25 protein-coding genes are annotated in these 24,296 nt (G+C 64.5%); 16 read left to right on the plus strand and 9 right to left on the minus strand.

The genetic code is table 11. The features are described from left to right. Positions 1–18: 18 nt before the first annotated feature. The 5 genes from urtE to urtA form a co-directional block, all read right to left on the minus strand. Positions 19–714, minus strand: a complete 696-nt coding sequence (urtE, locus tag ACFLEY_RS42310) for an urea ABC transporter ATP-binding subunit UrtE (RefSeq protein WP_060909179.1) — start codon at positions 712–714, stop codon at positions 19–21. A gap of 3 nt (positions 715–717) precedes the next feature. Beyond that, positions 718–1,479, minus strand: a complete 762-nt coding sequence (gene urtD / locus ACFLEY_RS42315) for an urea ABC transporter ATP-binding protein UrtD (protein WP_011084268.1) — start codon at positions 1,477–1,479, stop codon at positions 718–720. Between the two features lie 5 nt (positions 1,480–1,484). Beyond that, a complete protein-coding gene (urtC, locus tag ACFLEY_RS42320; protein WP_028173498.1) occupies positions 1,485–2,654 on the minus strand; it encodes an urea ABC transporter permease subunit UrtC in 1,170 nt (389 codons plus the stop codon). Next, positions 2,651–4,258, minus strand: a complete 1,608-nt coding sequence (gene urtB / locus ACFLEY_RS42325; protein WP_060909180.1) for an urea ABC transporter permease subunit UrtB — start codon at positions 4,256–4,258, stop codon at positions 2,651–2,653. The genes urtC and urtB overlap by 4 nt, the downstream gene beginning before the upstream one ends. Before the next feature lie 87 nt (positions 4,259–4,345). Then, complete coding sequence (gene urtA / locus ACFLEY_RS42330) at positions 4,346–5,674, minus strand: urea ABC transporter substrate-binding protein (protein ID WP_028173500.1); 1,329 nt, start codon at positions 5,672–5,674, stop codon at positions 4,346–4,348. Positions 5,675–6,154: 480 nt separating this feature from the next. Between urtA and ACFLEY_RS42335 the strand changes: the two genes are divergently transcribed. The 3 genes from ACFLEY_RS42335 (at position 6,155) to ACFLEY_RS42345 (ending at position 8,550) form a co-directional block, all read left to right on the plus strand. Further along, complete coding sequence (locus ACFLEY_RS42335) at positions 6,155–7,747, plus strand: DEAD/DEAH box helicase (RefSeq protein WP_011084264.1); 1,593 nt, start codon at positions 6,155–6,157, stop codon at positions 7,745–7,747. A gap of 23 nt (positions 7,748–7,770) precedes the next feature. Next, on the plus strand, positions 7,771–8,061 hold the full coding sequence (gene infA, locus ACFLEY_RS42340) for a translation initiation factor IF-1 (protein ID WP_011084263.1): 291 nt from the start codon (positions 7,771–7,773) through the stop codon (positions 8,059–8,061). A 276-nt stretch (positions 8,062–8,337) separates the two neighbouring features. Beyond that, positions 8,338–8,550 (plus strand): cold-shock protein, encoded by a 213-nt coding sequence (locus ACFLEY_RS42345; RefSeq protein WP_011084262.1) that lies wholly within the window; start codon positions 8,338–8,340, stop codon positions 8,548–8,550. Between the two features lie 126 nt (positions 8,551–8,676). Here ACFLEY_RS42345 and ACFLEY_RS42350 read toward each other — a convergent pair whose 3' ends face one another. Then, positions 8,677–9,174, minus strand: a complete 498-nt coding sequence (locus ACFLEY_RS42350) for a pilus assembly protein N-terminal domain-containing protein (protein WP_011084261.1) — start codon at positions 9,172–9,174, stop codon at positions 8,677–8,679. Positions 9,175–9,328: 154 nt separating this feature from the next. Then, complete coding sequence (locus ACFLEY_RS42355; RefSeq protein ID WP_011084260.1) at positions 9,329–10,156, minus strand: sterol desaturase family protein; 828 nt, start codon at positions 10,154–10,156, stop codon at positions 9,329–9,331. Between the two features lie 265 nt (positions 10,157–10,421). Between ACFLEY_RS42355 and ACFLEY_RS42360 the strand changes: the two genes are divergently transcribed. The 10 genes from ACFLEY_RS42360 to ACFLEY_RS42405 all read left to right on the plus strand — a co-directional run bounded on the left by ACFLEY_RS42360 (position 10,422) and on the right by ACFLEY_RS42405 (position 19,348). Further along, positions 10,422–10,586, plus strand: a complete 165-nt coding sequence (locus ACFLEY_RS42360) for a Flp family type IVb pilin (protein ID WP_011084259.1) — start codon at positions 10,422–10,424, stop codon at positions 10,584–10,586. A gap of 70 nt (positions 10,587–10,656) precedes the next feature. Then, a complete protein-coding gene (locus ACFLEY_RS42365; RefSeq protein WP_165448137.1) occupies positions 10,657–10,803 on the plus strand; it encodes a hypothetical protein in 147 nt (48 codons plus the stop codon). A gap of 122 nt (positions 10,804–10,925) precedes the next feature. After that, positions 10,926–11,450, plus strand: coding sequence for a prepilin peptidase (locus tag ACFLEY_RS42370; RefSeq protein ID WP_060909182.1), 525 nt, complete (start codon positions 10,926–10,928; stop codon positions 11,448–11,450). 127 nt (positions 11,451–11,577) lie between these two features. Then, the gene (gene cpaB, locus ACFLEY_RS42375; RefSeq protein WP_028173503.1) at positions 11,578–12,378 is read left to right on the plus strand and encodes a Flp pilus assembly protein CpaB; all 801 of its coding nucleotides are present in this window, start codon (positions 11,578–11,580) and stop codon (positions 12,376–12,378) included. An 11-nt stretch (positions 12,379–12,389) separates the two neighbouring features. Continuing rightward, positions 12,390–13,865, plus strand: coding sequence for a type II and III secretion system protein family protein (locus ACFLEY_RS42380; protein ID WP_028173504.1), 1,476 nt, complete (start codon positions 12,390–12,392; stop codon positions 13,863–13,865). 20 nt (positions 13,866–13,885) lie between these two features. Then, positions 13,886–14,620, plus strand: a complete 735-nt coding sequence (locus ACFLEY_RS42385; protein ID WP_060909183.1) for a CpaD family pilus assembly protein — start codon at positions 13,886–13,888, stop codon at positions 14,618–14,620. Next, the gene (locus ACFLEY_RS42390) at positions 14,617–15,885 is read left to right on the plus strand and encodes an AAA family ATPase (RefSeq protein WP_060909184.1); all 1,269 of its coding nucleotides are present in this window, start codon (positions 14,617–14,619) and stop codon (positions 15,883–15,885) included. The genes ACFLEY_RS42385 and ACFLEY_RS42390 overlap by 4 nt, the downstream gene beginning before the upstream one ends. A gap of 21 nt (positions 15,886–15,906) precedes the next feature. Further along, complete coding sequence (locus tag ACFLEY_RS42395) at positions 15,907–17,370, plus strand: CpaF family protein (RefSeq protein WP_011084253.1); 1,464 nt, start codon at positions 15,907–15,909, stop codon at positions 17,368–17,370. A 16-nt stretch (positions 17,371–17,386) separates the two neighbouring features. Then, complete coding sequence (locus tag ACFLEY_RS42400; protein WP_060912739.1) at positions 17,387–18,364, plus strand: type II secretion system F family protein; 978 nt, start codon at positions 17,387–17,389, stop codon at positions 18,362–18,364. Between the two features lie 9 nt (positions 18,365–18,373). Then, positions 18,374–19,348 (plus strand): type II secretion system F family protein, encoded by a 975-nt coding sequence (locus ACFLEY_RS42405; RefSeq protein ID WP_011084251.1) that lies wholly within the window; start codon positions 18,374–18,376, stop codon positions 19,346–19,348. A 62-nt stretch (positions 19,349–19,410) separates the two neighbouring features. Here the strand turns inward: ACFLEY_RS42405 and ACFLEY_RS42410 are convergent, their stop codons facing one another. Both ACFLEY_RS42410 and ACFLEY_RS42415 read right to left on the minus strand, forming a co-directional pair. After that, positions 19,411–20,226 (minus strand): tetratricopeptide repeat protein, encoded by an 816-nt coding sequence (locus ACFLEY_RS42410; RefSeq protein WP_060909186.1) that lies wholly within the window; start codon positions 20,224–20,226, stop codon positions 19,411–19,413. A gap of 203 nt (positions 20,227–20,429) precedes the next feature. Further along, positions 20,430–20,630 carry a hypothetical protein gene (locus tag ACFLEY_RS42415; RefSeq protein ID WP_060909187.1) on the minus strand — a complete coding sequence of 67 codons (201 nt, stop codon included), beginning with the start codon at positions 20,628–20,630 and terminating at the stop codon, positions 20,430–20,432. Between the two features lie 204 nt (positions 20,631–20,834). On the opposite strand from ACFLEY_RS42415, the gene ACFLEY_RS42420 reads away from it, so the two are divergent. From ACFLEY_RS42420 to ACFLEY_RS42430, 3 genes are all read left to right on the plus strand, one after another. Beyond that, positions 20,835–22,208, plus strand: coding sequence for a M17 family metallopeptidase (locus ACFLEY_RS42420; RefSeq protein WP_060909188.1), 1,374 nt, complete (start codon positions 20,835–20,837; stop codon positions 22,206–22,208). Continuing rightward, positions 22,201–23,055: a C40 family peptidase gene (locus ACFLEY_RS42425; protein ID WP_011084247.1), complete on the plus strand. Its 855-nt coding sequence runs from the start codon at positions 22,201–22,203 to the stop codon at positions 23,053–23,055. The genes ACFLEY_RS42420 and ACFLEY_RS42425 overlap by 8 nt, the downstream gene beginning before the upstream one ends. A gap of 63 nt (positions 23,056–23,118) precedes the next feature. After that, the gene (locus ACFLEY_RS42430) at positions 23,119–24,228 is read left to right on the plus strand and encodes an IS630 family transposase (protein ID WP_060908300.1); all 1,110 of its coding nucleotides are present in this window, start codon (positions 23,119–23,121) and stop codon (positions 24,226–24,228) included. Positions 24,229–24,296 lie beyond the last annotated feature (68 nt).

The following is a 24,296-nucleotide window of genomic DNA, read 5'->3' on the forward strand; positions in this document are numbered from 1 at the left end:
GGTCGCGGCACAAATGGCTTACAGAGCCATCTGACGGCTGATCTCGCTCGCGTCGAGATTGGTCCGGTCGCAGGTGAACTTCACCGCGCCGCGATCCATCACGGCGAGACTGTCGCCGAGTTCGCAGGCAAAGTCGAGATATTGTTCGACCAGCACGATGGCGATGTTGCCGAGGTTGCGCAAGTAGGAGATGGCGCGGCCGATGTCCTTGATGATCGAGGGCTGGATGCCCTCGGTCGGCTCGTCGAGCAGCAGCAGCTTCGGCCGCATCACCAGCGCACGCCCGATCGCGAGCTGCTGCTGCTGGCCGCCGGAGAGATCGCCGCCGCGGCGGCCGAGCATGGATTGCAGCACCGGAAACAGCGAGAACACGTCGTCCGGGATGTGCCTGTCCTCGCGCTTGAGCGGACCGAAGCCGGTCTTGAGATTCTCCTCGACCGTGAGCAGCGGAAAGATCTCGCGGCCCTGCGGCACGAAGCCGATGCCCTTGCGCGCCCGCTCGTAGGGCTTGAGGCCCGTGATGTCGCTGCCGTCGAACACGATCGCGCCGGAGGAGATGGGATATTGCCCAACCATGGCCCGCAGCAGCGAGGTCTTGCCGACGCCGTTGCGCCCGAGCACGCAAGTCACCTTGCCGGGCTCGGCCGCAATCGAGACGCCGCGCAGCGCCTGCGCCGCGCCGTAGAACAGGTTGATGTCTTTGACTTCGAGCATCGGTCAGCGTCCCAGATAGACTTCGATGACCCGCTCGTTGGACGAGACCTGGTCGATGGTACCTTCCGCGAGCACCGAGCCTTCGTGCAGGCAGGTGACCTTGACCCCGAGTTCGCGCACGAACGTCATGTCGTGCTCGACCACCATGACGGTGTGGGTCTTGTTGATCTCCTTCAGCAGCTCGGCGGTGAGATGCGTCTCGACGTCGGTCATGCCGGCGACGGGCTCGTCGACCAGCAAGAGCTTCGGATCCTGCGCCAGCAGCATGCCGATCTCGAGCCATTGCTTCTGGCCGTGGCTGAGGCTGCCGGCCAGCCGGTTGCGCGCCTCGGTGAGGCGGATCGTCTCCAGCACCTTGTCGATGCGCTCGGACTCGGCCTTGCTGCCACGCCAGAACAGCGTGCCCTTGACGCTGTGATCGACATTGAGCGCCAGCAGCAGATTGTCCTGCACGGTCTGGCTCTCGAACACGGTGGGCTTCTGGAATTTCCGGCCGATGCCGAGCTCGGCAATCCGGGTCTCATCCAGTCGCGTCAGGTCGGTGACGCCGTCGAACAGCACGGTGCCCTCGTCCGGCTTGGTCTTGCCTGTGATGATGTCCATCATCGTGGTCTTGCCGGCGCCGTTCGGGCCGATGATGGCGCGCATCTCGCCGGGCTCGAGCGTCAGCGACAGATTGTTGATGGCGTGGAAGCCGTCGAAGGAGACGTGCACGCCGTCGAGATAGAGCATTGCGGAGGTCGCGCGGGTGTCCATGACGTTCATTGCGCCTACTCCGCCATCTTGGGTTCGGTGACGCCGTCCTCGGCCGCGGCGCTCGCCGTTGTCGCGGCGGGGCGTTTCTCTTTCGACGCGTCCCACCAGGCGTTGAAGGTGCCGACGATGCCCTTGGGCAGCAGCAGCGTCACCAGGATGAACAGCGCGCCGAGCATGAACAGCCAGTACGGCGCCAGCATGCCAGAGGTGAAGAACGTCTTGGCATAGTTGACGACGACGGCGCCGAGCGCCGCGCCGACCAGCGTGCCGCGGCCGCCGACCGCGACCCAGATCACCGCCTCGATCGAATTGCCCGGCGCGAATTCGCTCGGATTGATGATGCCGACCTGCGGCACGTAGAGCGCGCCGGCAACGCCGGCCATGCAGGCCGACACCGTGAACACGAACAGCTTGTAGGATTCGACCCGGTAGCCGAGGAAGCGGGTGCGCGATTCCGCATCACGCACCGCGATCAGCACCTTGCCGAGCTTGGACGAGACGATGGCGCGGCAGACCAGGAAGCCCAGGATCAGCGCCAGGCAGCTCAGCGCGAACAGCGCGGCGCGAGTCCCTTCCGCCTGCACGTTGAAGCCCAAAATGTCCTTGAAGTCGGTCAGGCCGTTGTTGCCGCCGAAGCCGAAATCGTTGCGGAAGAAGGCGAGCAGCAGCGCATAGGTCATCGCCTGCGTGATGATCGACAGATACACGCCGGTGACGCGAGAGCGAAAGGCGAGCCAGCCGAAGCAGAAGGCGAGCAGGCCCGGCACGACCAGCACCATCAGCGCGGCGAACCAGAACATGTCGAAGCCGTACCAGTACCAGGGCAGCTTCGAATAGTTCAGGAACACCATGAAGTCTGGCAGGATAGGGTTGCCGTAGACACCGCGGGTGCCGATCTGCCGCATCAGGTACATGCCCATCGCGTAGCCGCCGAGCGCGAAGAAAGCCCCGTGGCCGAGCGAGAGGATGCCGCAATAGCCCCAGATCAGGTCGATCGCGAGCGCCAGGACGGCGTAGCAGACATATTTGCCCCAGAGCGCGACCAGATAGGTCGGCACTTGCAGGAACGAGCCCGCGGGCAGCAGCAGGTTGGACAACGGGATTAGCACGCCCAGCGCGGCGACAACCAGCAGGAAGATCGTCGCGCTGCGGTCCAGTGATCGCGTCAGCATGTGAGGGGTCATGCTTCCACCGCACGGCCCTTGAGCGCGAACAGACCGCGCGGCCGCTTTTGAATGAAAAGGATGATGAGAACCAGGATGGCGATCTTGCCGAGCACGGCGCCTGCGACCGGCTCCAGGAACTTGTTGGCGATGCCGAGCGTGAAGGCGCCGACCAGCGTGCCCCAGACATTGCCGACCCCGCCGAACACCACGACCATGAAGCTGTCGATGATGTAGCTCTGGCCGAGATTGGGGCTGACATTGTCGATCTGCGACAGCGCCACGCCGGCGATGCCGGCAATGCCCGAACCGAGGCCGAAGGTGAGCGCGTCGACGCGCGAGGTGGCGATGCCCATCGAGGCCGCCATGCGCCGGTTCTGCGTCACAGCGCGCATCTCCAGGCCCAGCGCGGTGTAGCGCAGCATCGCGAGCAGGATCGCGAACACGGCGAGCGTGAAGCAGAGGATCCAGAGCCGGTTATAGGTAATGGTGATCTGGCCGAGCTCGAAGGCGCCGCTCATCCAGGAGGGGTTGCCGACCTCGCGGTTGGTCGGGCCGAACATAGTGCGGACCGCCTGCTGGAGCACCAGCGACAGGCCCCAGGTCGCCAGCAGCGTCTCCAGCGGACGGCCGTAGAGGAAGCGAATGATGCTGCGCTCGATCAACACGCCGATCGCGCCGGCGACGAGAAAGGCCAGCGGCACGGCGATCAGCAAGGAATAGTCGAACAGACCGGGATAGCGGGTGCGGATCACCTCCTGCACCACGAAGGTGGTGTAGGCCCCTAACATCACCATTTCGCCATGGGCCATGTTGATGACGCCCATCACGCCGAAGGTGATGGCGAGCCCGATCGCCGCGAGCAGCAGCACTGAGCCGAGCGAGAGGCCGTACCAGGCATTCTGCACCGTGGACCAGACCGCGAGCGAACTCTGGATCGAGCCGATCGCACTCGCGGCGGCCTTGGTCACCGAGGCCGGCTGGTCGCCCATGCCGGTGAGCAGCGCCATCGCCTCCTGGTCGCCGCGCGCCCTGAGGGTGGCGACGGCCTCGAGCTTCTCGACCTCGGTGGCGTCCGGCTTGAACAGCAGGATCGCCGCGCGGGCTTCGCCGAGCGTAGCCTTGACTGATTTGTTGGTTTCCTTGGCGAGCGCGGCATCGACGGCTTCGAGCGCGGTCTCCTCATGCGACTTGAAGACGGATTGCGCGGCCTGGAGGCGCGTTCCGACGTCCGGCGACTGAAGCGTCAGGCTGCCGACCGCGGCATCGACGCTGCGGCGCAGACGGTTGTTGAGGCGGACCGCGCTCGCACTATCGGGAACGCTGGCCACCGCCTGGCCGGTCGCGGCGTCGATCGACTTGCCGTCGGTGCCGGTGACGTAAACCTTCTTGCTGTCCGGATCGGCCATGAGGCGGCCGTCCTGGAGCGCGCTGATGATGGGGAAGGCCAGCGGATTGCCGCTGCTCGCGACCACGCCGATCGCCTCTTCCGTGTCGGAATAATCATCGTTGGCGAATTTGGCGACCGCATCCTCGAACGGACCGGCGAAGGCCGGCAGTGCGAACGCGATCAGGAACAACGAGAGCAGGAGCGAACAGAGGCGGGCGGACAAATTAGCTGGCACTGTGAATGACCCCGGCAGAAATGAGTGGAGAAGGCGGCGGGATCGCCGCCCTCTCCGGTCGCGTGCATAGATACGGTCAGGCCCGGATCAGGAGCCCGAACCCAGGCACTTGTTGGTCTTGGTGTTGAAGTTGCCGCACTTCTTGCCGACCCAATCGCCGATCAGGTCCTTGGAGCCGTCGAGCTCCTTCGACCAGGCATCGCCCGCGACAAGACCCGGGGTCTTCCAGACCACGTCGAACTGGCCGTTGCCCTTGATCTCGCCGATGAACACCGGCTTGGTGATGTGGTGGTTCGGCAGCATCTTCGACACGCCACCGGTCAGGTTCGGCGCCTCGATGCCGGGAAGCGCGTCGATCACCTTGTCCGGATCGGTCGACTTCACCTTCTCGACCGCCTTCACCCACATGTTGAAGCCGATCACGTGCGCTTCCATCGGGTCGTTGGTCACACGCTTCGGGTTCTTGGTGTAGGCCTGCCAGTCCTTGATGAACTTCTCGTTCGATCCGTCCTTGGTCTTGATCGACTCGAAGTAGTTCCAGGCGGCGAGATGGCCGACCAGCGGCTTGGTGTCGATGCCGGCGAGCTCTTCCTCACCCACCGAGAACGCGACCACCGGGATGTCCTTCGCCTTGATACCCTGGTTGCCGAGCTCCTTGTAGAAGGGTACGTTGGCGTCGCCGTTGATGGTCGAGACCACCGCGGTCTTCTTGCCGGCCGAGCCGAACTTCTTGATGTCGGCCACGATCGTCTGCCAGTCGGAGTGACCGAACGGCGTGTAGTTGATCATGATGTCTTCCTGGGCGACACCCTTCGACTTCAGATAGGCTTCCAGGATCTTGTTGGTGGTGCGCGGATAGACGTAGTCGGTGCCTGCGAGCACCCAGCGCTTCACCTTCTCGTCCTTCATCAAATAGTCGACGGCGGGGATCGCCTGCTGGTTCGGCGCAGCACCCGTGTAGAACACGTTGCGCTCGCTCTCCTCGCCCTCGTACTGCACGGGGTAGAACAGGATGTTGTTCAGCTCCTTGAAGACCGGGAGCACCGACTTGCGCGACACCGAGGTCCAGCAGCCGAACACGACCGAGACCTTGTCCTTGGTGATCAGCTCGCGCGCCTTTTCGGCGAACAGCGGCCAGTTCGAAGCGGGGTCGACGACGACGGCTTCGAGCTTCTTGCCGAGCACGCCGCCCTTCTTGTTCTGCTCGTCGATCAGGAAGAGGATGGTGTCCTTCAGCGTGGTTTCGCTGATGGCCATGGTGCCGGAGAGAGAGTGAAGCACACCGACCTTGATGGTGTCGTCCGCGGCCTTCGCGCCGGAAATGGAGGCCAGACCGAGCATCAGTCCGGCGGTCGCGGCGAGCACGCCGCGGCGGCTAAATGACGCCGCTATATCGTGAGTGGATTTGGTGCGCATTTGTGTATCATCTCCCTGACGCAGACGTGAAAAACGCTGCGAAACGGCCCCACGGCCGCCTGCGATTAACGGAATCGCAAGAACCATGCCATGGGCTAGACACGCACCAAGACATTGATTTTGCTTTATAATCTAGCAAAAATCGAAGTTTCGCCGAGAGCTAATTGCTCAAGATTTGTGCAAATTAATTGTATTCTAATGCGGCAGACAGTTCATTTATTGAGCAGAATGACACCTCTGTCAAAATTTTCGGCATAACTATTTCTGCACTGCAATCGCCGTTTAGGGCCCGCCTGCCTTGAAAGCGCCCGCTCAATGTTCCATATGACGGTCGAGACCTCTTGCGAATCAAGGGGTCGTTGCGAGCCGCGTGTTCTTAAGCCCTCTACGGGCCTCTGGCTTGCCCCATATCTCCCAAGCCATCCGACACCCCAAACACGCAGGTGTCTTCTCGACACCCGTTTGCGCGCGCCGCGCTGAATGCGCCGGGCGCCCGCCTTTGACATGGAAAGAACCCATCTTTTGACTTCGTTTCAGGACTTCGGCCTCGCCGAACCGATCGCTCGCGCTCTCTCCGAAGAGAATTACGTCACCCCCACCCCCATCCAGGCCCAGACCATCCCCACGGCGTTGACCGGCCGCGACGTCGTCGGCATCGCCCAGACCGGCACCGGCAAGACCGCGTCCTTCGCGCTGCCGATCCTGCATCGCCTGCTCGAGCACCGCATCAAGCCGCAGCCGAAGACGACCCGCGTCCTGGTTCTGTCGCCCACCCGCGAGCTGTCCGGCCAGATCCTCGACAGCTTCAACGCCTATGGCCGCCACATCCGCCTGTCCTCGACGCTCGCCATCGGCGGCGTGCCGATGGGCCGCCAGGTCCGCTCGCTGATGCAGGGTGTCGAAGTGCTGGTCGCCACCCCCGGCCGCCTGCTCGACCTCGTGCAGAGCAACGGGCTGAAGCTTGGCAGCGTCGAATTCCTCGTGCTCGACGAGGCCGACCGCATGCTCGACATGGGCTTCATCAACGACATCCGGAAGATCGTCGCCAAGCTGCCGATCAAGCGGCAGACGCTGTTCTTCTCGGCCACCATGCCCAAGGACATCGCCGAGCTCGCCGACTCCATGCTGCGTGATCCGGCCCGTGTCGCGGTGACCCCGGTCTCCTCGACCGCCGAGCGCATCAACCAGCGTATCCTCCAAGTCGACTTCTCGGCCAAGCCCGCCTTCCTGACCAAGCTCCTGAAGGACGAGCCGATCAACCGCGCGCTGGTCTTCACCCGCACCAAGCACGGCGCCGACAAGGTCGTGAAGACGCTCGAGAAGGCCGGCATCGCCGCCAGCGCCATCCACGGCAACAAGTCGCAGAACCATCGCGAGCGCACGCTCGCCCAGTTCCGCTCGGGCGACATCCGCACGCTGGTCGCCACCGACATCGCCGCCCGTGGCATCGATGTCGACGGCATCACCCACGTCATCAATTTCGACCTGCCCAACGTGCCCGAGACTTACGTCCACCGCATCGGTCGCACCGCGCGCGCCGGCGCTGAGGGCACCGCGATCTCGCTGGTCGCAGGCGGCGAGGAGCTCAGCTATCTCCGCGACATCGAGCGGCTGATCAAGGTGGCGCTGCCGCGCGAAGACCTCCGCACCGATGCCGGCCGCCGCGATGCGGGTCCGCCCCCGTCGCAGCAACGACAGGGCCGGCCGGGCCGCCCGGGCCAGCGTCCGCAAGGCGCAAGGCATGGTGAGCGCCACGGTGACGGACGGCGTACCGACGAAAGGCACGGCGACGGACGCCACCACAGCGCCGGCAAGCAGGGTGATGGACGGCCCGGTGAAGGCCGGCATGGCGACGCGCGCCACGTCGACGGAAGGCCCGGCAGCGGCCCGAAGGCCTCAAAGGGGTCTCGTCGCCGCCGCTCCGGCGGCAAGATGCACTCTTCGCAAACCGACCGCCCTGAACAGCGTTCCGCGCATAGCGCTGGGACGCCTGATGGGATACAAGGCGTTGCCTTTTTGCGCCGGGACAGTCGGCCGATGGGCCAACCAACTCGCAAACCCTATTCGCACTAGCCGTCCACGACCTGGAGACATTCATGGCTAAGGAAGAGCTGATCCAGTTCGAAGGACTGGTCACCGAAATCCTCCCCGACGCCCGCTACCGCGTGCAGCTCGACGCCGGGCACGAGATCGTTGCCTACACCGCCGGCAAGATGAAGAAGAACCGCATCAAGACGCTCGCGGGCGATCGCGTGACGGTGGAGATGTCGCCCTACGATCTCGAGAAGGGCCGGCTGATTTTCCGCCACAAGGACGAACGTCCCGCAACATCCGGCGGACCGCCGCGGGGTGGCGCGCAGCGCGGTGGCCAGTTCCGCCGCCGCTAGGCGGCGAACGACGATTCCGCGCGCAAGCGCGGAATCGAAATGCTGACCTGTATGCTGATCTGCCGCGCACATCGCGGCGGATCAAAAAATCGTGCGCGTCAGGATTGTTTTGAAGCCTCATTTCCAATAAAATGAATTAATCGATTTTCGGCCGGACGACATTGGCATCCACCGGTACAGCCGGTTCAGACACGCTGACGACCCTTCCAGAAATTCGATCTAACCTGCCCGCGCGAGCGGGCTCTTACATTGTGTATCTGAGAAGGAACTACCCCCGTGAGCATGGGAACCGTGAAGTGGTTTAACGCGACCAAGGGCTTTGGCTTCATCCAGCCCGACGACGGCGGCAAGGACGTGTTCGTGCACATCAGCGCCGTCGAGCGCGCCGGCCTCGGCACGCTGCGCGAAGGCCAGAAGATCTCCTACGAGATCGTTGCCGATCGCCGGTCCGGCAAGTCGGCCGCCGACAATCTTCGCTCCGCCGGCTGAGCCGACGGAGCTTCGGCTCGCGCGAACGAGCCAACGCAATAGAAAAAGGCCGTGCGTGACGCACGGCCTTTTTTTCATGTTCGAAGAACGGGGCGGTCCTACCAGTTGGCCTGCTGGTTGGTCTTGCTAGTTGGTCTTGGCGCCCGCGCCGGCGTTGCCGCTGGCATTGCTGCTCAGCGAACCGGCCTGGCTCATCGTGGTGTTGAAGAAGTTGTCGCTGTCGCCCAGCGTCACGCGACGCTGGCAAATCGGCATGCAGCTATAGGACTCACGCTCGACCCCGCGGTAGACGGTGACGAGCCGGTCGCTCGGACCTTCGACCTGGATCTGGCGGTCGACCAGGATCTCGCCGCCCCTGTCGAGCGCGATGAAGTTGGTGGCGCCGTAGCCCTTCCCGGTCACGACGATCATGCCACCGGGCTGCAGCGTGACGTCGGCGATCAGGGGATTGCCGACCACGATGGTCGCAACCTTGCCGGGCAGCCGGACCAGCTTGGCCTGGTCGACATTGACGGCGATGGTATCGGCGGTGGATTCGGCAAGACCGGCAGCCGGCGATGCCAGCACCGCGGCCGCAACCAGAAGACACACGCGCGCATGGCGGCGCAGCAGTTCTTTACGCATACTCTTACCCCCGGGACGTCACAAACCGGCAGAAGCGATTGATACAGCGGAGCCGGCGCCCGACCGCGCTAACCTGCCCTCAATTCGTGAACGTTCCGCAAATTCGCCGACTATTGTTTGAGCGGACTGGCGTTTTAAGGTCCTCGCGGTCGTGCTAGCGGCGGAACGGATAAGCGAGCTGGCCCGCGATCTCCCTGGGCATGGTCGCTTCGTCCTTGCCGTAATCCTGCGGCAGTTGCCCCTCCGGCATGCGGAAGGTGCCGAACAGCACGTCCCAGAGCGGGAAGGTCCCGGCGAAATTGGTGTCGCCGCCCTCCTCGAGCGAGGTGTGGTGCCAGCGGTGGAATACCGGCGTCGCCAGCACGTATTTGAACGGTCCGAAGGTCCAGTTCAGATTGGCGTGCACGAAGGCCGAGTGGAAGGTCGTGAACGGGGCAAGCCAGATCATGACATTCGGGGAAATGCCGGCCATCAGCAGCACGACGTCGACCCCGATCGAGCCGAGCACGAGATTGACGGGATGGAAGCGGGCCGCCGAAATCCAGCTGATCTCCTCCGAGGAGTGATGGATCGCGTGATACTTCCAGAACTCGCCGCCGTGGAACAACCGGTGCAGCCAGTACAGCATGAAATCCGACAGGACCAGGAAGAGGACAGCCTGGGCCCAGAGCGGCAATAGCGCCAGCGGGCCGTGGCCATTGTCGTAGAAGGCGATGAGACCGTCGGCATCGTGGATGTTGAAGAGGAGACTCGCGCCGACGATCAAGAGCCCGATCCGCATGGTGCGGGCGAACACCGGAACGAAGAACCAATAGCAGATGTCGGTGACGATCTCCCGCTTGCGCCACCAGGGCGTGCCGGGATTGCAGGCCCAGAAATGCTCGAGCACGGTGAAGACCGCCGCGAGCGCGAGGGTGATGGGGACCACCTTCGCGATGGTCTCGCCGAGCATCAGGGCGACTTGCATGGGCAGGCTCGACATCGTCGCCTCTCTTCCGGATTGCTGGTCCTCCTACGCCTACTCCGCGAAATTTAAGGGAGGGTGAAGCCGGCGACGCACTTGCGGTACGTTAGAACCGCAGCGAACTCCAGCGGGCCTTAAGGCGAAATTCACTCTGGGCAAAAGCATCGCGCAGGGATCGGGTTTGCACGATCGAATTAACTCTACCGAAAGAGCTCGGCTTTCATGCTCATAGCGTCAAAGACAGCGCCGAACGAGGCGATCCAACCCCAGATGGAGTTTGTTCATGAAGAACCTGATTGCGCGTTTCGCCAAGGATGAATCCGGCGCCACCGCCATCGAATACGGCCTGATCGCCGCCGGCATCGCGCTGGCCATCATCACCGTCGTCAACAACCTCGGCAGCACGCTGAACACCAAGTTCACCTCGATCAGCACCTCGCTGAAGTAAGCGACCGACAGGCGACGGCAAAAGCCCCGGACATCCGGGGCCTTTGTTTTTCTGAGTACGGCGAGTTCCAGTGGCGTTACGCAAGTACAGAACCGATGCCGCGGTTGCGGCGAGCGAGGCGGAGGCGGCGCAGACCGGCTCGCCGGCCTACTGGGTCTGCCTTGCACTGCTGCTTGCGACGCTCGCACTCGCCGCGCGCATTGCCAGCCTCTGGTGAGCACTCCTCGCGCGATCCGCCCTGTCAAGGCCACAGCCGCCGTTGTCGGTTTGTTTAGCTCTGCCGGGTAGCATCGGGCGACGCCAGATATCGCGACGAACCCAGGCCTCAAGACGCAGCCCATGATCCTCGACCTTGCGCGCCTTCTGCTCTTCCCGGCCCTGATGGCGTTCGCCGCCGCGAGCGATCTCTTCACGATGACGATCTCGAACCGCGTCTCGCTGGCGCTGGTCGCAGGCTTCTTCGCGCTCGCCCTCTCCGGTGGCATGGCACCTTACGAGATGCTGGGCCATGTCGGCGCCGGCGCGCTTGTCCTGGTCGTGGCCTTCACCTGTTTTGCGATGGGCTGGGTCGGCGGCGGCGACGCCAAGGTCGCGGCCTCCGTCGCGCTCTGGTTCGGCTTCGCGCCATTGATGAACTTCCTGCTCTACGCCTCGCTGTTCGGCGGAGCGCTGACGCTGCTCCTGCTCCAGTTCCGGCAATGGCCGCTGCCCTACGGCCTCGCGGGCCAGGCCTGGCTTGCGCGACTGCACGCCAAGGAGAGCGGCATTCCCTATGGCATCGCGCTCGCACTGAGCGCGCTGATGGTCTACCCGGAAACCGAGTGGGTGAAGGCGATCGACCTCGCTCATCTCGCACTGCGTTGAACGCTCCGGGTAAACCAGGCGTTAAGGCGATTTAGATACGCCTCATTAACCATGCTTTGACGAATAGCTGGTCAACTGCCGATTACGGCGGCGGCTGCGTCGCGGCGTTTGTTGGAAAGTGAAGCGTATGAATAGGGCACGCATTGTCGTCCTGACGGTCGCCATCTGCGCCGGCGGTGTCGCCGCGTACCTGGCGAGCGGCTCGGACAATTCTGCGCCGCCTCCGGCGGCTCCGGTCGCGCAGCTTCCAACCGTCGACGTGCTGGTGGCCAAGAACGACATCGGCCTCGGCCAGACCGTGAAACCGGAAGACGTGCAATGGCAGACCTGGCCGGCCGCGACCGCCAGCGCCACCTTCATCCGCCGCAACGAGCGCCCCGAGGGTGTGACCCAGGTGACCGGTTCGATCGCGCGCGCCCCCTTCATCCAGGGTGAGCCGATCCGCGACCAGAAGCTGGTCAAGGCCGAAGGCTCCGGCTTCATGGCGGCAATCCTGCCCACCGGCATGCGCGCGATCTCGACCGAGATCTCGCCGGAGACCGGCGCAGGCGGCTTCATCCTGCCCAACGATCGCGTCGACGTGCTTCTGACGCGCCGCCTCAAGAACCCGGACCCGAGCAACGGCGCCCCCGACATCGTCACGTCCGAGATCATCCTGGCCAACATCCGCGTCCTGGCCATCGACCAGGCGCCGAAGGAGAAGGACGGCCAGAATACGGTGGTCGGCAAGACCGCCACCCTCGAGCTCAACCCCACGCAGACGGCGACGCTTTCCGCCGCCCGCCAGAGCGGCACGCTGTCGCTGGCGCTGCGCAGCATCGTCGACGTCAAGATGAGCGAGATCACGCTCGATGATTCCGCACAGAGGCGCGATGGCGTTTCGATCATTCGCTACGGTATCCCAAGCTCGACGGCGAAGGCACGATGAGGTCAGTCGATATGAAATGCAGGGCAGATTTGGCGACGATGCGAACCTCAATGGTCCGCGCCCTGTCGTTTTCGGCCGCCCTCGCGCTGGTGCTCAACCCGGCACTGACCCCCGTGGTCGCCGCCGACTACCGCCCCGCAGCGCCGGTCGCGGCCGACGGCCAGATGAACGCGCGCTTCCTCTCGCTCGGCGTCGGCAAGTCCATCGTGATCGACCTTCCGCGCGACATCAAGGATGTGCTGGTCGCCGACCCCAAGATCGCCAATGCGGTGGTCCGCTCGTCGCAGCGCGCCTACATCATCGGCGCCGCGGTCGGGCAGACCAACATCGTGTTCTTCGATTCCGCCGGCCAGCAGATCGCGGCCTATGACATCGCGGTCAAGCGCGACCTCAACGGCGTGCGGGCCGCGCTGAAGCAGATCCTGCCCAATTCCGACATCCAGATCGACGGCCTCGGCGAAGGCATCGTGCTGACCGGCACGGCGGCGAATCCGATGGAAGCGCAGCAGGCCAATGATCTCGCCGCGCGCCTCGCCGGCGGCGCCGACAAGGTCGTGAACTCGATCGTGGTCCGCGGCCGCGATCAGGTCATGCTCAAGGTGACGGTCGCCGAAGTCGCGCGCAGCATCGTCAAGCAGCTCGGCATCGACCTCACCGCCAACCTCAACTACGGTACCTCCGTGGTGACCTTCAGCAACTCCAACCCGTTCACCGCTCTTGGCAAAAATCTGGTGGACGGCAACAGTCTGACCACGAAGTTCGGCGCGACGCCGTCGGTGCAGGCCACCCTGCGCGCGATGGAGACCGCCGGCGTGATCCGGACGCTGGCCGAGCCGAACCTGACCGCGATCTCCGGCGAGTCGGCGACCTTCATCGCCGGCGGCGAATTCCCGGTACCGGCGGGCTATGCGTGCGATCCCACGACGCATGTCTGTACCACCCAGATCAGCTTCAAGAAGTTCGGCATCTCGCTCAACTTCACGCCCGTGGTGCTGACCGAGGGCAAGATCAGCCTGCGGGTGATGACCGAGGTTTCGGAACTGTCGAACGAGAATGCGATCACGCTGTCGCAGGCCGTGACCTCCACGTCGGTGAACTCGCTCACGGTGCCTTCGATCAAGACCCGCCGGGCGGAGACGTCGCTGGAGATTCCCTCCGGCGGCGCGATGGCGATGGCCGGCCTGATCCAGCAGCAGACCAAGCAGGCGGTCAGCGGGCTGCCGGGCCTGATGCAGCTCCCGATCCTCGGCACGCTGTTCCGCAGCCGCGACTTCGTCAACAACGCGACCGAGCTGGTCGTGATCGTGACGCCCTATATCGTTCGCGCGGTGGCGCAAAAGGATCTGTCGCGGCCGGATGACGGATTCTCCGCGCCTGCCGATCCGCAGGTCGAGCTGCTCGGCAACATCAACCGCATCTACGGCGTGCCTGGCCGGACCGAGCCGGGCCGGAACTACCGCGGCACCTACGGCTTCATCACCGACTAAGGCGGAACGGGGACTTCGTTATGACCACAAGACCACCCCAGATTCGCAGAGGCGCCATCGGCTTCGGTGGCGCGCTCGTCGGCATCGCGCTTGCGCTCGGCGGCTGCCAGCACGACGAAGCGGTCACCGCCTCCATTCCCGACAGCTACAAGCAGCGTCATCCGATCGCGATCGAGGAGCAGAACCGTTCGATTGTCGTCTTCGTCGGCCACGCCCGCGGCGGGTTGACCGCGGCCCAGCGCGCCGACGTGATGGGCCTGGCATCGGCCTGGCTGCATGAGGGCACCGGCGCCATCCATATCGACGCGCCGTCCGGCACGCCCAACGCGCGTCCGGTCGCGGGGTCGATGCGTGAGATCCAGGCGATGCTGGCGGCGGCGGGCGTTCCGCCGCGCGGCATCATCGCCCGCCCCTACCAGCCGGAAGACAAGCGCTTCCTGCCGCCGATCCGGCTGACCTATTCCAAGATCGCCGCAGTCGCGGGCCCCTGCGGCCTGTGGCCGGAGGACATCGGCCCCTCGATGAAGAACAAGGGCTGGTTCGAGAACAAGGAATACTACAATTACGGCTGCGCCTATCAGCGCAACCTCGCAGCCATGGTCGACAATCCCTCGGACCTCGAGCAGCCGCGGCCGGAGACACCCTCCTATACGACACGCCGCACCGCTGCGTTCGAGAAGTATCGCAAGGGAGTGCCGACGGCGGTCTCCTATCCTGAGGCCGACAGGGCCAAACTCAGCGACACCGGCAAATGATCAGCTACGCCAGGCAAACACACGAAGAGCAGCCGGAAGCAGCTCCGCCGCCGGCCGACGAGCATATCGCGCCTGCGCCGCGCGTCTCGGTCCAGGCCTTCTGCGAGACCGTGGAAACTGCTGCCGCGGTACAGTCGGCCGGCGAGGATCGCCGTCTCGGCAAGGCCCACCTGAAGATCCAGATGGGCGGTATGGCGGCTGCGGTCGAAGCCTACCGCTCGGCGCCCACACCGAACGTGATCGTGCTCGAGAGCGACGGCCGCAACGACCTCCTGGGCGGGCTCGACCAGCTCGCCACCGTCTGCGACGCCGGCACCCGCGTGGTCGTGATCGGCCGCATCAACGACGTCATGCTCTATCGCGAGCTGGTGCGCCGCGGCGTCAGCGACTACGTGCTCGCGCCGGTTGGCGCGATCGACGTCGTACGCTCGATCTGCAACCTGTTCTCCGCGCCGGAAGCAAAGGCGGTCGGCCGCATCATCGCCGTGGTCGGCGCCAAGGGCGGCGTCGGCGCGTCCACCATCTCCCATAACGTCGCCTGGGCGATCGCGCGCGACCTCGCGATGGACGCGGTCGTCGCCGATCTCGACCTCGCCTTCGGCACCGCCGGGCTCGACTACAACCAGGACCCGCCGCAAGGCATTGCGGACGCCGTGTTCTCGCCCGATCGCGTCGATACCGCCTTCATCGACCGCCTGCTGTCGAAATGCACCGACCACCTCAGCCTGCTGGCGGCGCCGGCGACGCTGGACCGGGTCTATGATTTCGGCACCGACGCCTTCGATTCCGTGTTCGACACGCTGCGCTCCACCATGCCCTGCATCGTGCTCGACATCCCGCACCAATGGTCGGGCTGGACCAAGCGCGCTCTGATCGGGGCGGACGACATCCTGATCGTGGCGGCACCCGACCTCGCCAATTTGCGCAATACCAAGAACCTGTTCGACCTGCTGAAGGCCTCGCGCCCCAACGACCGGCCGCCGCTCTACTGCCTGAACCAGGTCGGAGTGCCGAAACGTCCCGAAATCGCCGCTACGGAGTTCGCCAAGGCGATCGAGAGCCAGCCGGTCGTCTCGATCCCGTTCGAGCCGCAGATCTTCGGCTCGGCGGCCAACAACGGCCAGATGATCGCGGAGATCTCCGCCAACCACAAATCGATCGAGATGTTCCTCCAGATCGCCCAGCGCCTGACCGGCCGCAGCGAAACGAAGAAACAAAAGTCGTCCCTGCTTTCACCCCTGATTGATAAGTTGCGGGGAAAATAAGCCGCCGCATGGAGTCGTTAAGTGTTTGGTAAGCGTAGCGGAACAGACACCGACCTTCGGGCCCCGAAGCCCGGCGCCGTGTCGCCAGAGCCTGCCCCGGCTCTGGCGCCGACGGTGTCGCGCGCGCCGCCCCCGCCGGCCGTCGCCTCGCCGCCGCTTGCCCCGGCGAGGCCTGCGCCGGCGATGGAAACCCGCCGCTCGGACAATTACTACGAGGTCAAGGCGACCATCTTCGGCGCGCTGATCGAGGCCATCGACCTCGCCCAGCTCGCCAAGCTCGATTCGGAATCGGCCCGCGAGGAAATCCGCGACATCGTCAACGAGATCATCGCGATCAAGAACATCGTGATGTCGATCGCCGAGCAGGAAGAGCTGCTCGACGACATCTGCAACGACGTGCTCGGCTACGGCCCGCTGGAGCCGCTGTTGTCGCGCGACGACATCGCCGACATCATGGTCAACGGCGCCAACACCGTCTACATCGAAGTCGGCGGCAAGATCCAGCGCACCGGTATCCGCTTCCGCGACAACCAGCAGCTCCTCAACATCTGCCAGCGCATCGTCAGCCAGGTCGGCCGGCGCGTCGACGAATCCTCGCCGATCTGCGACGCGCGCCTTGCCGACGGCTCCCGTGTCAACGCGATCGTGCCGCCGCTGTCGATCGACGGGCCCGCACTCACCATCCGCAAGTTCAAGAAGGACAAGCTGACCCTGGATCAGCTCGTCAAGTTCGGCGCAATCTCGCCGGAGGGCGCCGAGATCCTCCAGATCATCGGCCGCGTCCGCTGCAACGTGCTGATCTCCGGCGGTACCGGCTCGGGCAAGACCACGCTGCTCAACTGCCTCACCAACTACATCGAGCACGACGAGCGCATCATCACCTGCGAGGACGCGGCCGAGCTTCAGCTCCAGCAGCCCCACGTGGTGCGGCTCGAAACCCGCCCGCCCAACATCGAGGGCGAGGGCCAGATCACCATGCGCGAGCTGGTGCGCAACTGCCTGCGTATGCGCCCCGAACGCATCATCGTCGGCGAGGTCCGCGGACCCGAGGCGTTCGACCTGCTTCAGGCCATGAACACCGGCCATGACGGCTCGATGGGCACGCTGCACGCCAACAACCCGCGCGAGGCGCTGTCGCGCTGCGAATCCATGATCACGATGGGCGGCTTCTCGCTGCCGTCGCGGACCATCCGCGAGATGATCTGCGCCTCGATCGACGTCATCGTCCAGGCCGCGCGCCTGCGCGACGGCTCGCGCCGCATCACGCACATCACCGAGGTGATGGGCATGGAAGGCGACACCATCATCACCCAGGACATCTTCCTCTACGACATGATCGGCGAGGACGCCAACGGCAAGATCATCGGGCGGCACCGCTCGACCGGCATCGGCCGTCCGAAGTTCTGGGAACGCGCTCGCTATTACGGCGACGAGAAGCGCCTTGCCGCCGCACTCGATGCGGCGGAAGTGGCGCCAACGACGTGAGCAGGTCAGCGCCGCCATGAACATGCAGGTCCTCGCCCTCGCCTTCCTCGCCACCGCCGCTGTCGGCGGCATCGCCTGGGTCTTCCTCTATCCGTTGCTGTCCGGGGAGCGGAAGGCGGAAAACCGCCGTGCCTCGATCGCGCGCGCCGACGCGCCCGCGGCCAAGCAGACCGAAAAGAGCCAGCGCTCACGCCGTGAGCAGGTCGAGACTTCGCTGAAGGATCTCGAGGCACGACGTCAGCAGGAGAAGAGCGTTCCGCTCAACATCCGCCTGTCGCAGGCGGGGCTGGACTGGACGCCGCAGAAACTCTGGATCGTGTCCGCCGTCGTGGCGGGCGTGCTGTTCGTAGCCGCCATGTTCGTCGGTGGCGGCCTGCTCGGCGGCGCCGGCCTAGCCTTCGCCGGCGGCTTCGGCTTGCCGCGCTGGGCACTCAGCTTCCTGAAGAAGCGCCGCGAAAGCAAATTCCTGGCCGCGCTGCCCGACGCCGTCGACGTGATCGTCCGCGGCATCAAGGCGGGCCTGCCGCTGTTCGAATCGATCAAGGTGGTCGCTGCCGATTCGCCCGAGCCGCTGCGCAGCGAGTTCCTGGCCATCATCGAGACCCAGGCGATCGGCATGCCGCTCGGCGAAGCCTGCTCGCGCCTCTACGATCGCATGCCGCTGCCGGAAGCCAACTTCTTCGGCATCGTCATCTCGATCCAGCAGAAGTCGGGCGGCAACCTCTCCGAAGCGCTGGGCAACCTCTCCAAGGTGCTGCGCGACCGCAAGAAGATGAGGGAAAAGATCCAGGCGATGTCGATGGAGGCCAAGGCTTCGGCCGCCATCATCGGCTCGCTGCCGCCGATCGTGATGTTTCTCGTCTATCTCACGACGCCGCACTACATCTCCCTGCTGTGGACCCATCCTACCGGGCAGCTCATGCTGGTCGGCTGCGTCGTCTGGATGTCGGTCGGCATCATGGTGATGAAGAAGATGATCAACTTCGATTTCTGACGGTGGCGTATGGTCGAATTTCTGGTTTCGAAACTGCATGACGTCCGTTTCATGACCATGCTGCTGGCGGCCATCGCCGCCAGCGCTACCGTCTATACGCTGGTGATGCCGCTGTTCGCCGGCGAAGGCCTCTCCAAGCGCATGAAGGCGGTGGCGAGCGAGCGCGAGCGGATCCGGCAGCGCGAGCGCGAGCGCCTCAACAAGAGCGAGAAGGTCTCGCTGCGCCAGACCCCGAAGCAGCTCGTCTCCAAGGTCGTCGAGGATTTCAACCTCACCAAATGGCTCGCGCAGGAAGCTGCCCGCGACAAGCTCATCATGGCCGGCTACCGCGGTCAGGCGCCCTACATCACCTTCCTGTTTGCGCGCATGGTCGCTCCGATCACCCTGTTCGTGGGCTCGGTCCTGTACGTGTTCCTGATCGCGCATATGGAGAAACCGGTGCCGGTCAAGATCGGCATCTGCATCGGCGCCGCCTATCTCGGGCTTCAGGCCCCGATGCTGTTCCTCAAGAACGCGATTTCCAAGCGCCAGCTTTCGATCAAGCGCGCCTTTCCCGACGCGCTCGACCTGCTGCTGATCTGCATCGAATCCGGCATGTCGGTCGAAATGGCATTCCGGAAAGTCGCCACCGAAATCGTCGGCCAGTCGATCGCGCTGTCGGAAGAGTTCACGCTGACCACCGCCGAGCTGTCCTATTTGCAGGACCGCAAGGTCGCCTATGAGAACCTGGCGCGGCGCACCGGGCTCGAGGGCGTCAAGTCGGTGTGTCTGGCGCTCCAGCAGGCGGAACGTTACGGCACTCCGCTCGGACATTCCCTGCGCGTCATGGCGCAGGAAAACCGCGACATGCGCATGACCGAGGCCGAGAAGAAGGCCGCTGCGCTGCCGCCAAAGCTGACGGTGCCGATGATCCTGTTCTTCCTGCCGGTGCTGTTCGTCGTCATTCTCGGGCCGACCGGCATCAAGATCTCCGAGATGCAGTGACGCAAGACTTGAGCCGCGTGCGGTTCGCGCGAGCGGCTTCAGGATGAGACGATCAGGTCGGATCAGTCGGGTCGGCTGAGCGCGGCGACGGGCGTCCGCTTCGGTGCGCCGCGTGGGACGTCGCTGCGGCTCAGCATTTCCTTGAGATAGGCGACGTTGGCTGCGGCCTGTTCCGGCGGCAGGTCCGCCTTTACGATAGTCTCGGCTTCGGCAAAGCGGCCCTGGAGACCGACGACCAGGCCGAGATTCTGCCGCACCCGCGCGCTCGCGCGCGGCGAGGCGTAGGCCTGCCGCAACGCCTCTTCGGCCTTGGGAAGGTCTCTCGACAGCATGTAGGACAGGCCGAGATTGGACAGCACGCCGGGATCGCCCGGCGCGATCTTCAGCGCGCTCGCATAATAGGAACGCGCCTCATCGTGACGGCCCATCTGATCGAGCGCCGTGCCCTGCACCGAGAGCAGACGCCAGTCCGGATTGTCGGGTGAATGCGCTTTCGACAGCACGTCGAAGGCCTGCTGGAAATTTCCGTTGTCGGCGAGTGCACGGCCGTACTGGGCGAGCAGCGCCTTGTTGCCGGGATTGGCGATGGTCGCCTGCTCGAGAACGGCGGCGGCCTGGGCGCGCTGGCCGTTGGCGCGCAAGGCCTGACCATAGCCGAGCGCGGCCTCGGCGTCCTTGGGATTGGCACGGTAACGCTCGCCATAGACTTCGACGGCGCCTGCGGGATCGCTGGGAGGGGAGGCCTCCGCACGCGACCCGATCGATCCGGTGACGTCGGAGAGCTTTGACATTGCCGTGCAGCCGCCGAGGCTCATGGCCACCACCGCAACGAGCGAGGCAGATGCGAGAAGCCGGGCAGGACTGAACCGTTGACGCATGACGCTTTGACTCTCGAGCGGATGGATCGAGCCGAACGCGCCAGCAATAGACTGTTAACCCTAATGGCCGGTTAACGCCGGGATGCCCCTCACGACGGCGTCTGCGGCGGCACCTCTCCGCCGAGACCGAGGTCGAGGCCGAGCGCCTTCACCTGCTCGTTCAGGTCTGGAGATCTGCCCGTCGCCGGTTTCGTTTCACCCGATCAATATTCGATGGCAAGCCGCTTGCGGATTTCGTAGCGCTTGTCGAGCGCATCGAAGCGCGCATGGACGGAGCGGTCGTGGAGATAGAAGACGTAGCCGCCGGCAAGGAACGCGAAGATCCAATGATGATGCTCGACATAGCTGAAAATCGCCTCGACGACCTGGCCGATGAAAGTGACCATACTCCACACGACGTCCATTGCATTTCCTCCCGGCAGGCTTCGCTTTCGGCCACCGGTGATCTCCTTGCACCTGGCGGCCGTTGCCGGAACCTAGCATGGCCCCCTTGCTGCGAGTAGCCGCTCGCTCAACGGTGACGGCAAAGCCGATTGCGGCCACCGCAAAACTCTGCGAAGTCTCCCTCATCCGCATAACCAGCTTGATCTGACGACCTGGACCCGCCAATGCCTTCTGTCTTCGAGACGTCGCCAACCGCCATCCCGATCACCTTCGTCACCAAGTCGAGCTGGGATCAGGTCGCCGAGACGCTGCCGCCGGCGCAACGCCAGTTCGCCACGGCGAACGCCTTCGCCGCCAAGCCGGGCGGCTATCTCGCCCTGCCCGCCCCCGGCGGTACGATCGCGCAAGTGCTGTTCGGCCTCGAGGACGAGGGTGCAAGATCCCGCGACCTGTTCCGGCCGGGCGCCCTGCCCGGCCTGTTGCCGCCGGGCACCTATCGCTTTGCGAATGCACCGCACGATGCACGGCTCGCCGCACTCGCCTTCGCGCTCGGCTGCTACCGCTTCGCCCGCTACCGCAAGGCAGATAGCCCCGATGTCCGCCTGGTGCCGCCTGACGGCGTCGACGCCGTCGAGATCAGCCGCATGGCCGATGCCGCGATGCTGGCGCGCGACCTCATCAACACGCCGTCCAACGACATGGGGCCGGAGGAGCTCGCCGCAGCCGCCCAAGAGCTCGCCAGCGAATTCGGCGCGAGCTTTGCCTGCACCATCGGCGAGGATCTGAGGACGGATTTTCCCCTGATCCACGCCGTCGGTATGGCCTCGGACCGCGCGCCGCGACTGATCGACATCGGCTGGGGCGATCCCGCCCATCCCAAGGTGACGCTGGTCGGCAAGGGCGTGTGCTTCGACACCGGCGGGCTCGACCTGAAGCCGTCGAGCGGCATGCTGATCATGAAGAAGGACATGGGCGGCGCCGCCAACGTTCTGGCGCTCGCGCGCATGGTGATGGACGCGAAGCTGAGGGTCCGGCTGCGCGTGCTGATTCCGGCGGTCGAGAATGCGGTCGCCGGCAATGCCTTCCGCCCGCTCGACATTTTTACATCGCGCAAGGGGATCACGGTCGAGATCGGCAACACGGATGCTGAAGGGCGGTTGGTGCTCGCCGATGCCCTGGCGCTCGCCGACGAGGAGAAGCCCGACCTGCTGATCGATCTCGGCACGCTGACGGGAGCTGCACGCGTCGCGCTGGGGCCGGATTTACCGCCCTTTTACACCAATGATGAGACGCTTGCCGCCGACGTCGCGCGCTGCGCCGTCAAGGAGAACGATCCGTTGTGGCGCATGCCGCTGTGGCCGGCCTACGATGCGTGGCTGGACTCCAAGACCGCCACCATCACCAACGCACCGTCCGGCGGCTTTGCCGGGTCGATCACCTGCGCGCTGTTCCTGCAACGCTTCGTCGAGCAGGCCAAGAGCTGGCTGCATGTCGACATCTATGGCTGGACGCCGTCGGCGAAGCCGGCGCGCCCCGAAGGCGGCGAGTGCCAGGCCGCGCGCGCCATCTACACATTGCTGAGCGAGCGCTATGCATGATCCAGGACACGATCCAAGGCTGACACCGGCGCGGGCCGACCTCGCCGCCAAATATCTCGAAGGCAAGGTGCAGGCGGAGCGTTTCGTCACCGGCGAGGAATTCGAGGTGACGGACGCGATTGCAGCGGTGCGCGAACAGCCGTCCTCGGACGCGATGCTGATGACGGAGGCGCTGCGCGGCGAGCGCGTCACGGTCTACGATCGCAATGGCGAGGGCTGGGCCTGGGGCCAGCTGGGAAGTGACGGCTATGTCGGCTGGCTTCCCGATGCGGCGCTCATGAAGCCGACGGCCGCCCCGACGCACAAGGTCAGCGCGCTGCGGACGTTTGCGTTCCCGGGCCCCTCGATCAAGCTGCCGCCAGCCGGCACGCTCGTGATGGGATCGAAGATTGCGGTGGCGCGCGAGGACGGCAGCTTCGCGGTGACGCGCGACGGAGCTTATCTGCCGAAGGCGCATCTCGGCCCGCTCGATCATCGCGAGCCGGACTTCGTTGCGGTGGCCGAACGCTTCGTCGGCACGCCCTACCTCTGGGGCGGCAAGAGCAGCCTCGGCATCGATTGCTCGGGTCTCGTGCAGGTCTCGCTGACGGCGGCCGGCACCGGCTGCCCGCGCGACAGCGACATGCAGCAGGCCGGCCTTGGACGAGCCCTGGAGCCTCACGGGCAGAGCAAGCTGCAACGCGGCGACCTAATCTTCTGGAAGGGCCACGTCGCCATCGTCCGCGACGCCGGCACCATGGTTCACGCCAACGCGCATCATATGGCGACGGTGATCGAGCCGATCGAGCCGGCCATTGCACGGATCAAGCAGGCCGGCAGCGAGGTCGTGGCGATCAAGCGGCTCTAGTCATCTGGAACGCAAGTTCGTCACATTAGTTGATAGCTCGAATCTCTACAGAGGAGAGAGCTCGTGGCTAATGCAGGTGAGCGAGGCCGGCCGATCGCGCCGTTGGTGCTTAGTCCGCAGGAGCGGGCGTACTTGGAGAGGCAAGTTCGTCGTCATCGCGTTGCCCGATCGCTATCTGAGCGATGCCGCGCGATCCTGCGATGCGCGGATGGATTGCCAAGCAAGTCTGTGGCTGCCGAACTCGGCCTGCACGAACACACCATTGGCAAGTGGCGTCGCCGATTTTTGAAGGACCGCTGTGATGGCCTGCTTGACGAGGCACGCCCTGGCCGCCCTCGAACCATCAACGACGATCAGGTTGCTGAGGTGATCGAGCGGACGTTGCGGACGACGCCAGCCGATGCCACGCATTGGTCGATCCGCTCGATGGCTGCGGAAACCGGCTTTTCCCACACCACGATCCGCCGAATGTGGGCGGCGTTCGGCTTGCAGCCGCACCGTGGCCAGACATTCAAGCTATCGAGCGATCCGCTGTTCGTCGACAAGGTACGCGACATCGTCGGCCTTTACCTGTCCCCACCGAACCGAGCCCTTGTCCTCAGTGTCGATGAGAAAAGCCAGATCCAGGCCCTGGATCGCGAGCAGCCGGTCCTTCCGATGATGCCGGGCGTACCGGAACGGCGCACGCACAGCTATGTGCGGCATGGTACGACCTCGCTGTTTGCCGCGCTCGATGTCGCCTCGGGATTCGTCATCGGCAAATGTTACAAACGCCACCGGGCAATCGAGTTCTTGAAGTTCCTCAAAGAGATCGACGCTCAAGTCCCTGAAGGGATCGATGTCCATATCGTCATGGACAACTACGCCACTCACAAAACACCCAAGATCAAAGCGTGGCTCGCCCGCCGGCCGCACTATCATGTCCATTTCACGCCGACTTCCGCGTCATGGATCAACCAGGTCGAGCGCTGGTTCGCTGAGCTCACCAGAAAGCAGATCCAGCGAGGTGTTCACACCTCCGTCAGGCAACTCGAGGCCGACATCCGTACCTTCATCGATTTGCACAACAGACACCCGAAGCCCTTCAAATGGACCAAGTCCGCAGACCAGATTTTGGCGTCCGTCAAACGCTTCTGCCACAAAGCCCAGCAGACATTATGTGGCGAACTTTAGATTCAGGTGACTAGTCATCTGGAACGCAAGTTCGTCACATTAGTTGATAGCTCGAATCTCTACAGAGG

Source organism: Bradyrhizobium sp. YCK136 (assembly GCF_044570075.1).
Taxonomy (GTDB): domain Bacteria; phylum Pseudomonadota; class Alphaproteobacteria; order Rhizobiales; family Xanthobacteraceae; genus Bradyrhizobium; species Bradyrhizobium diazoefficiens.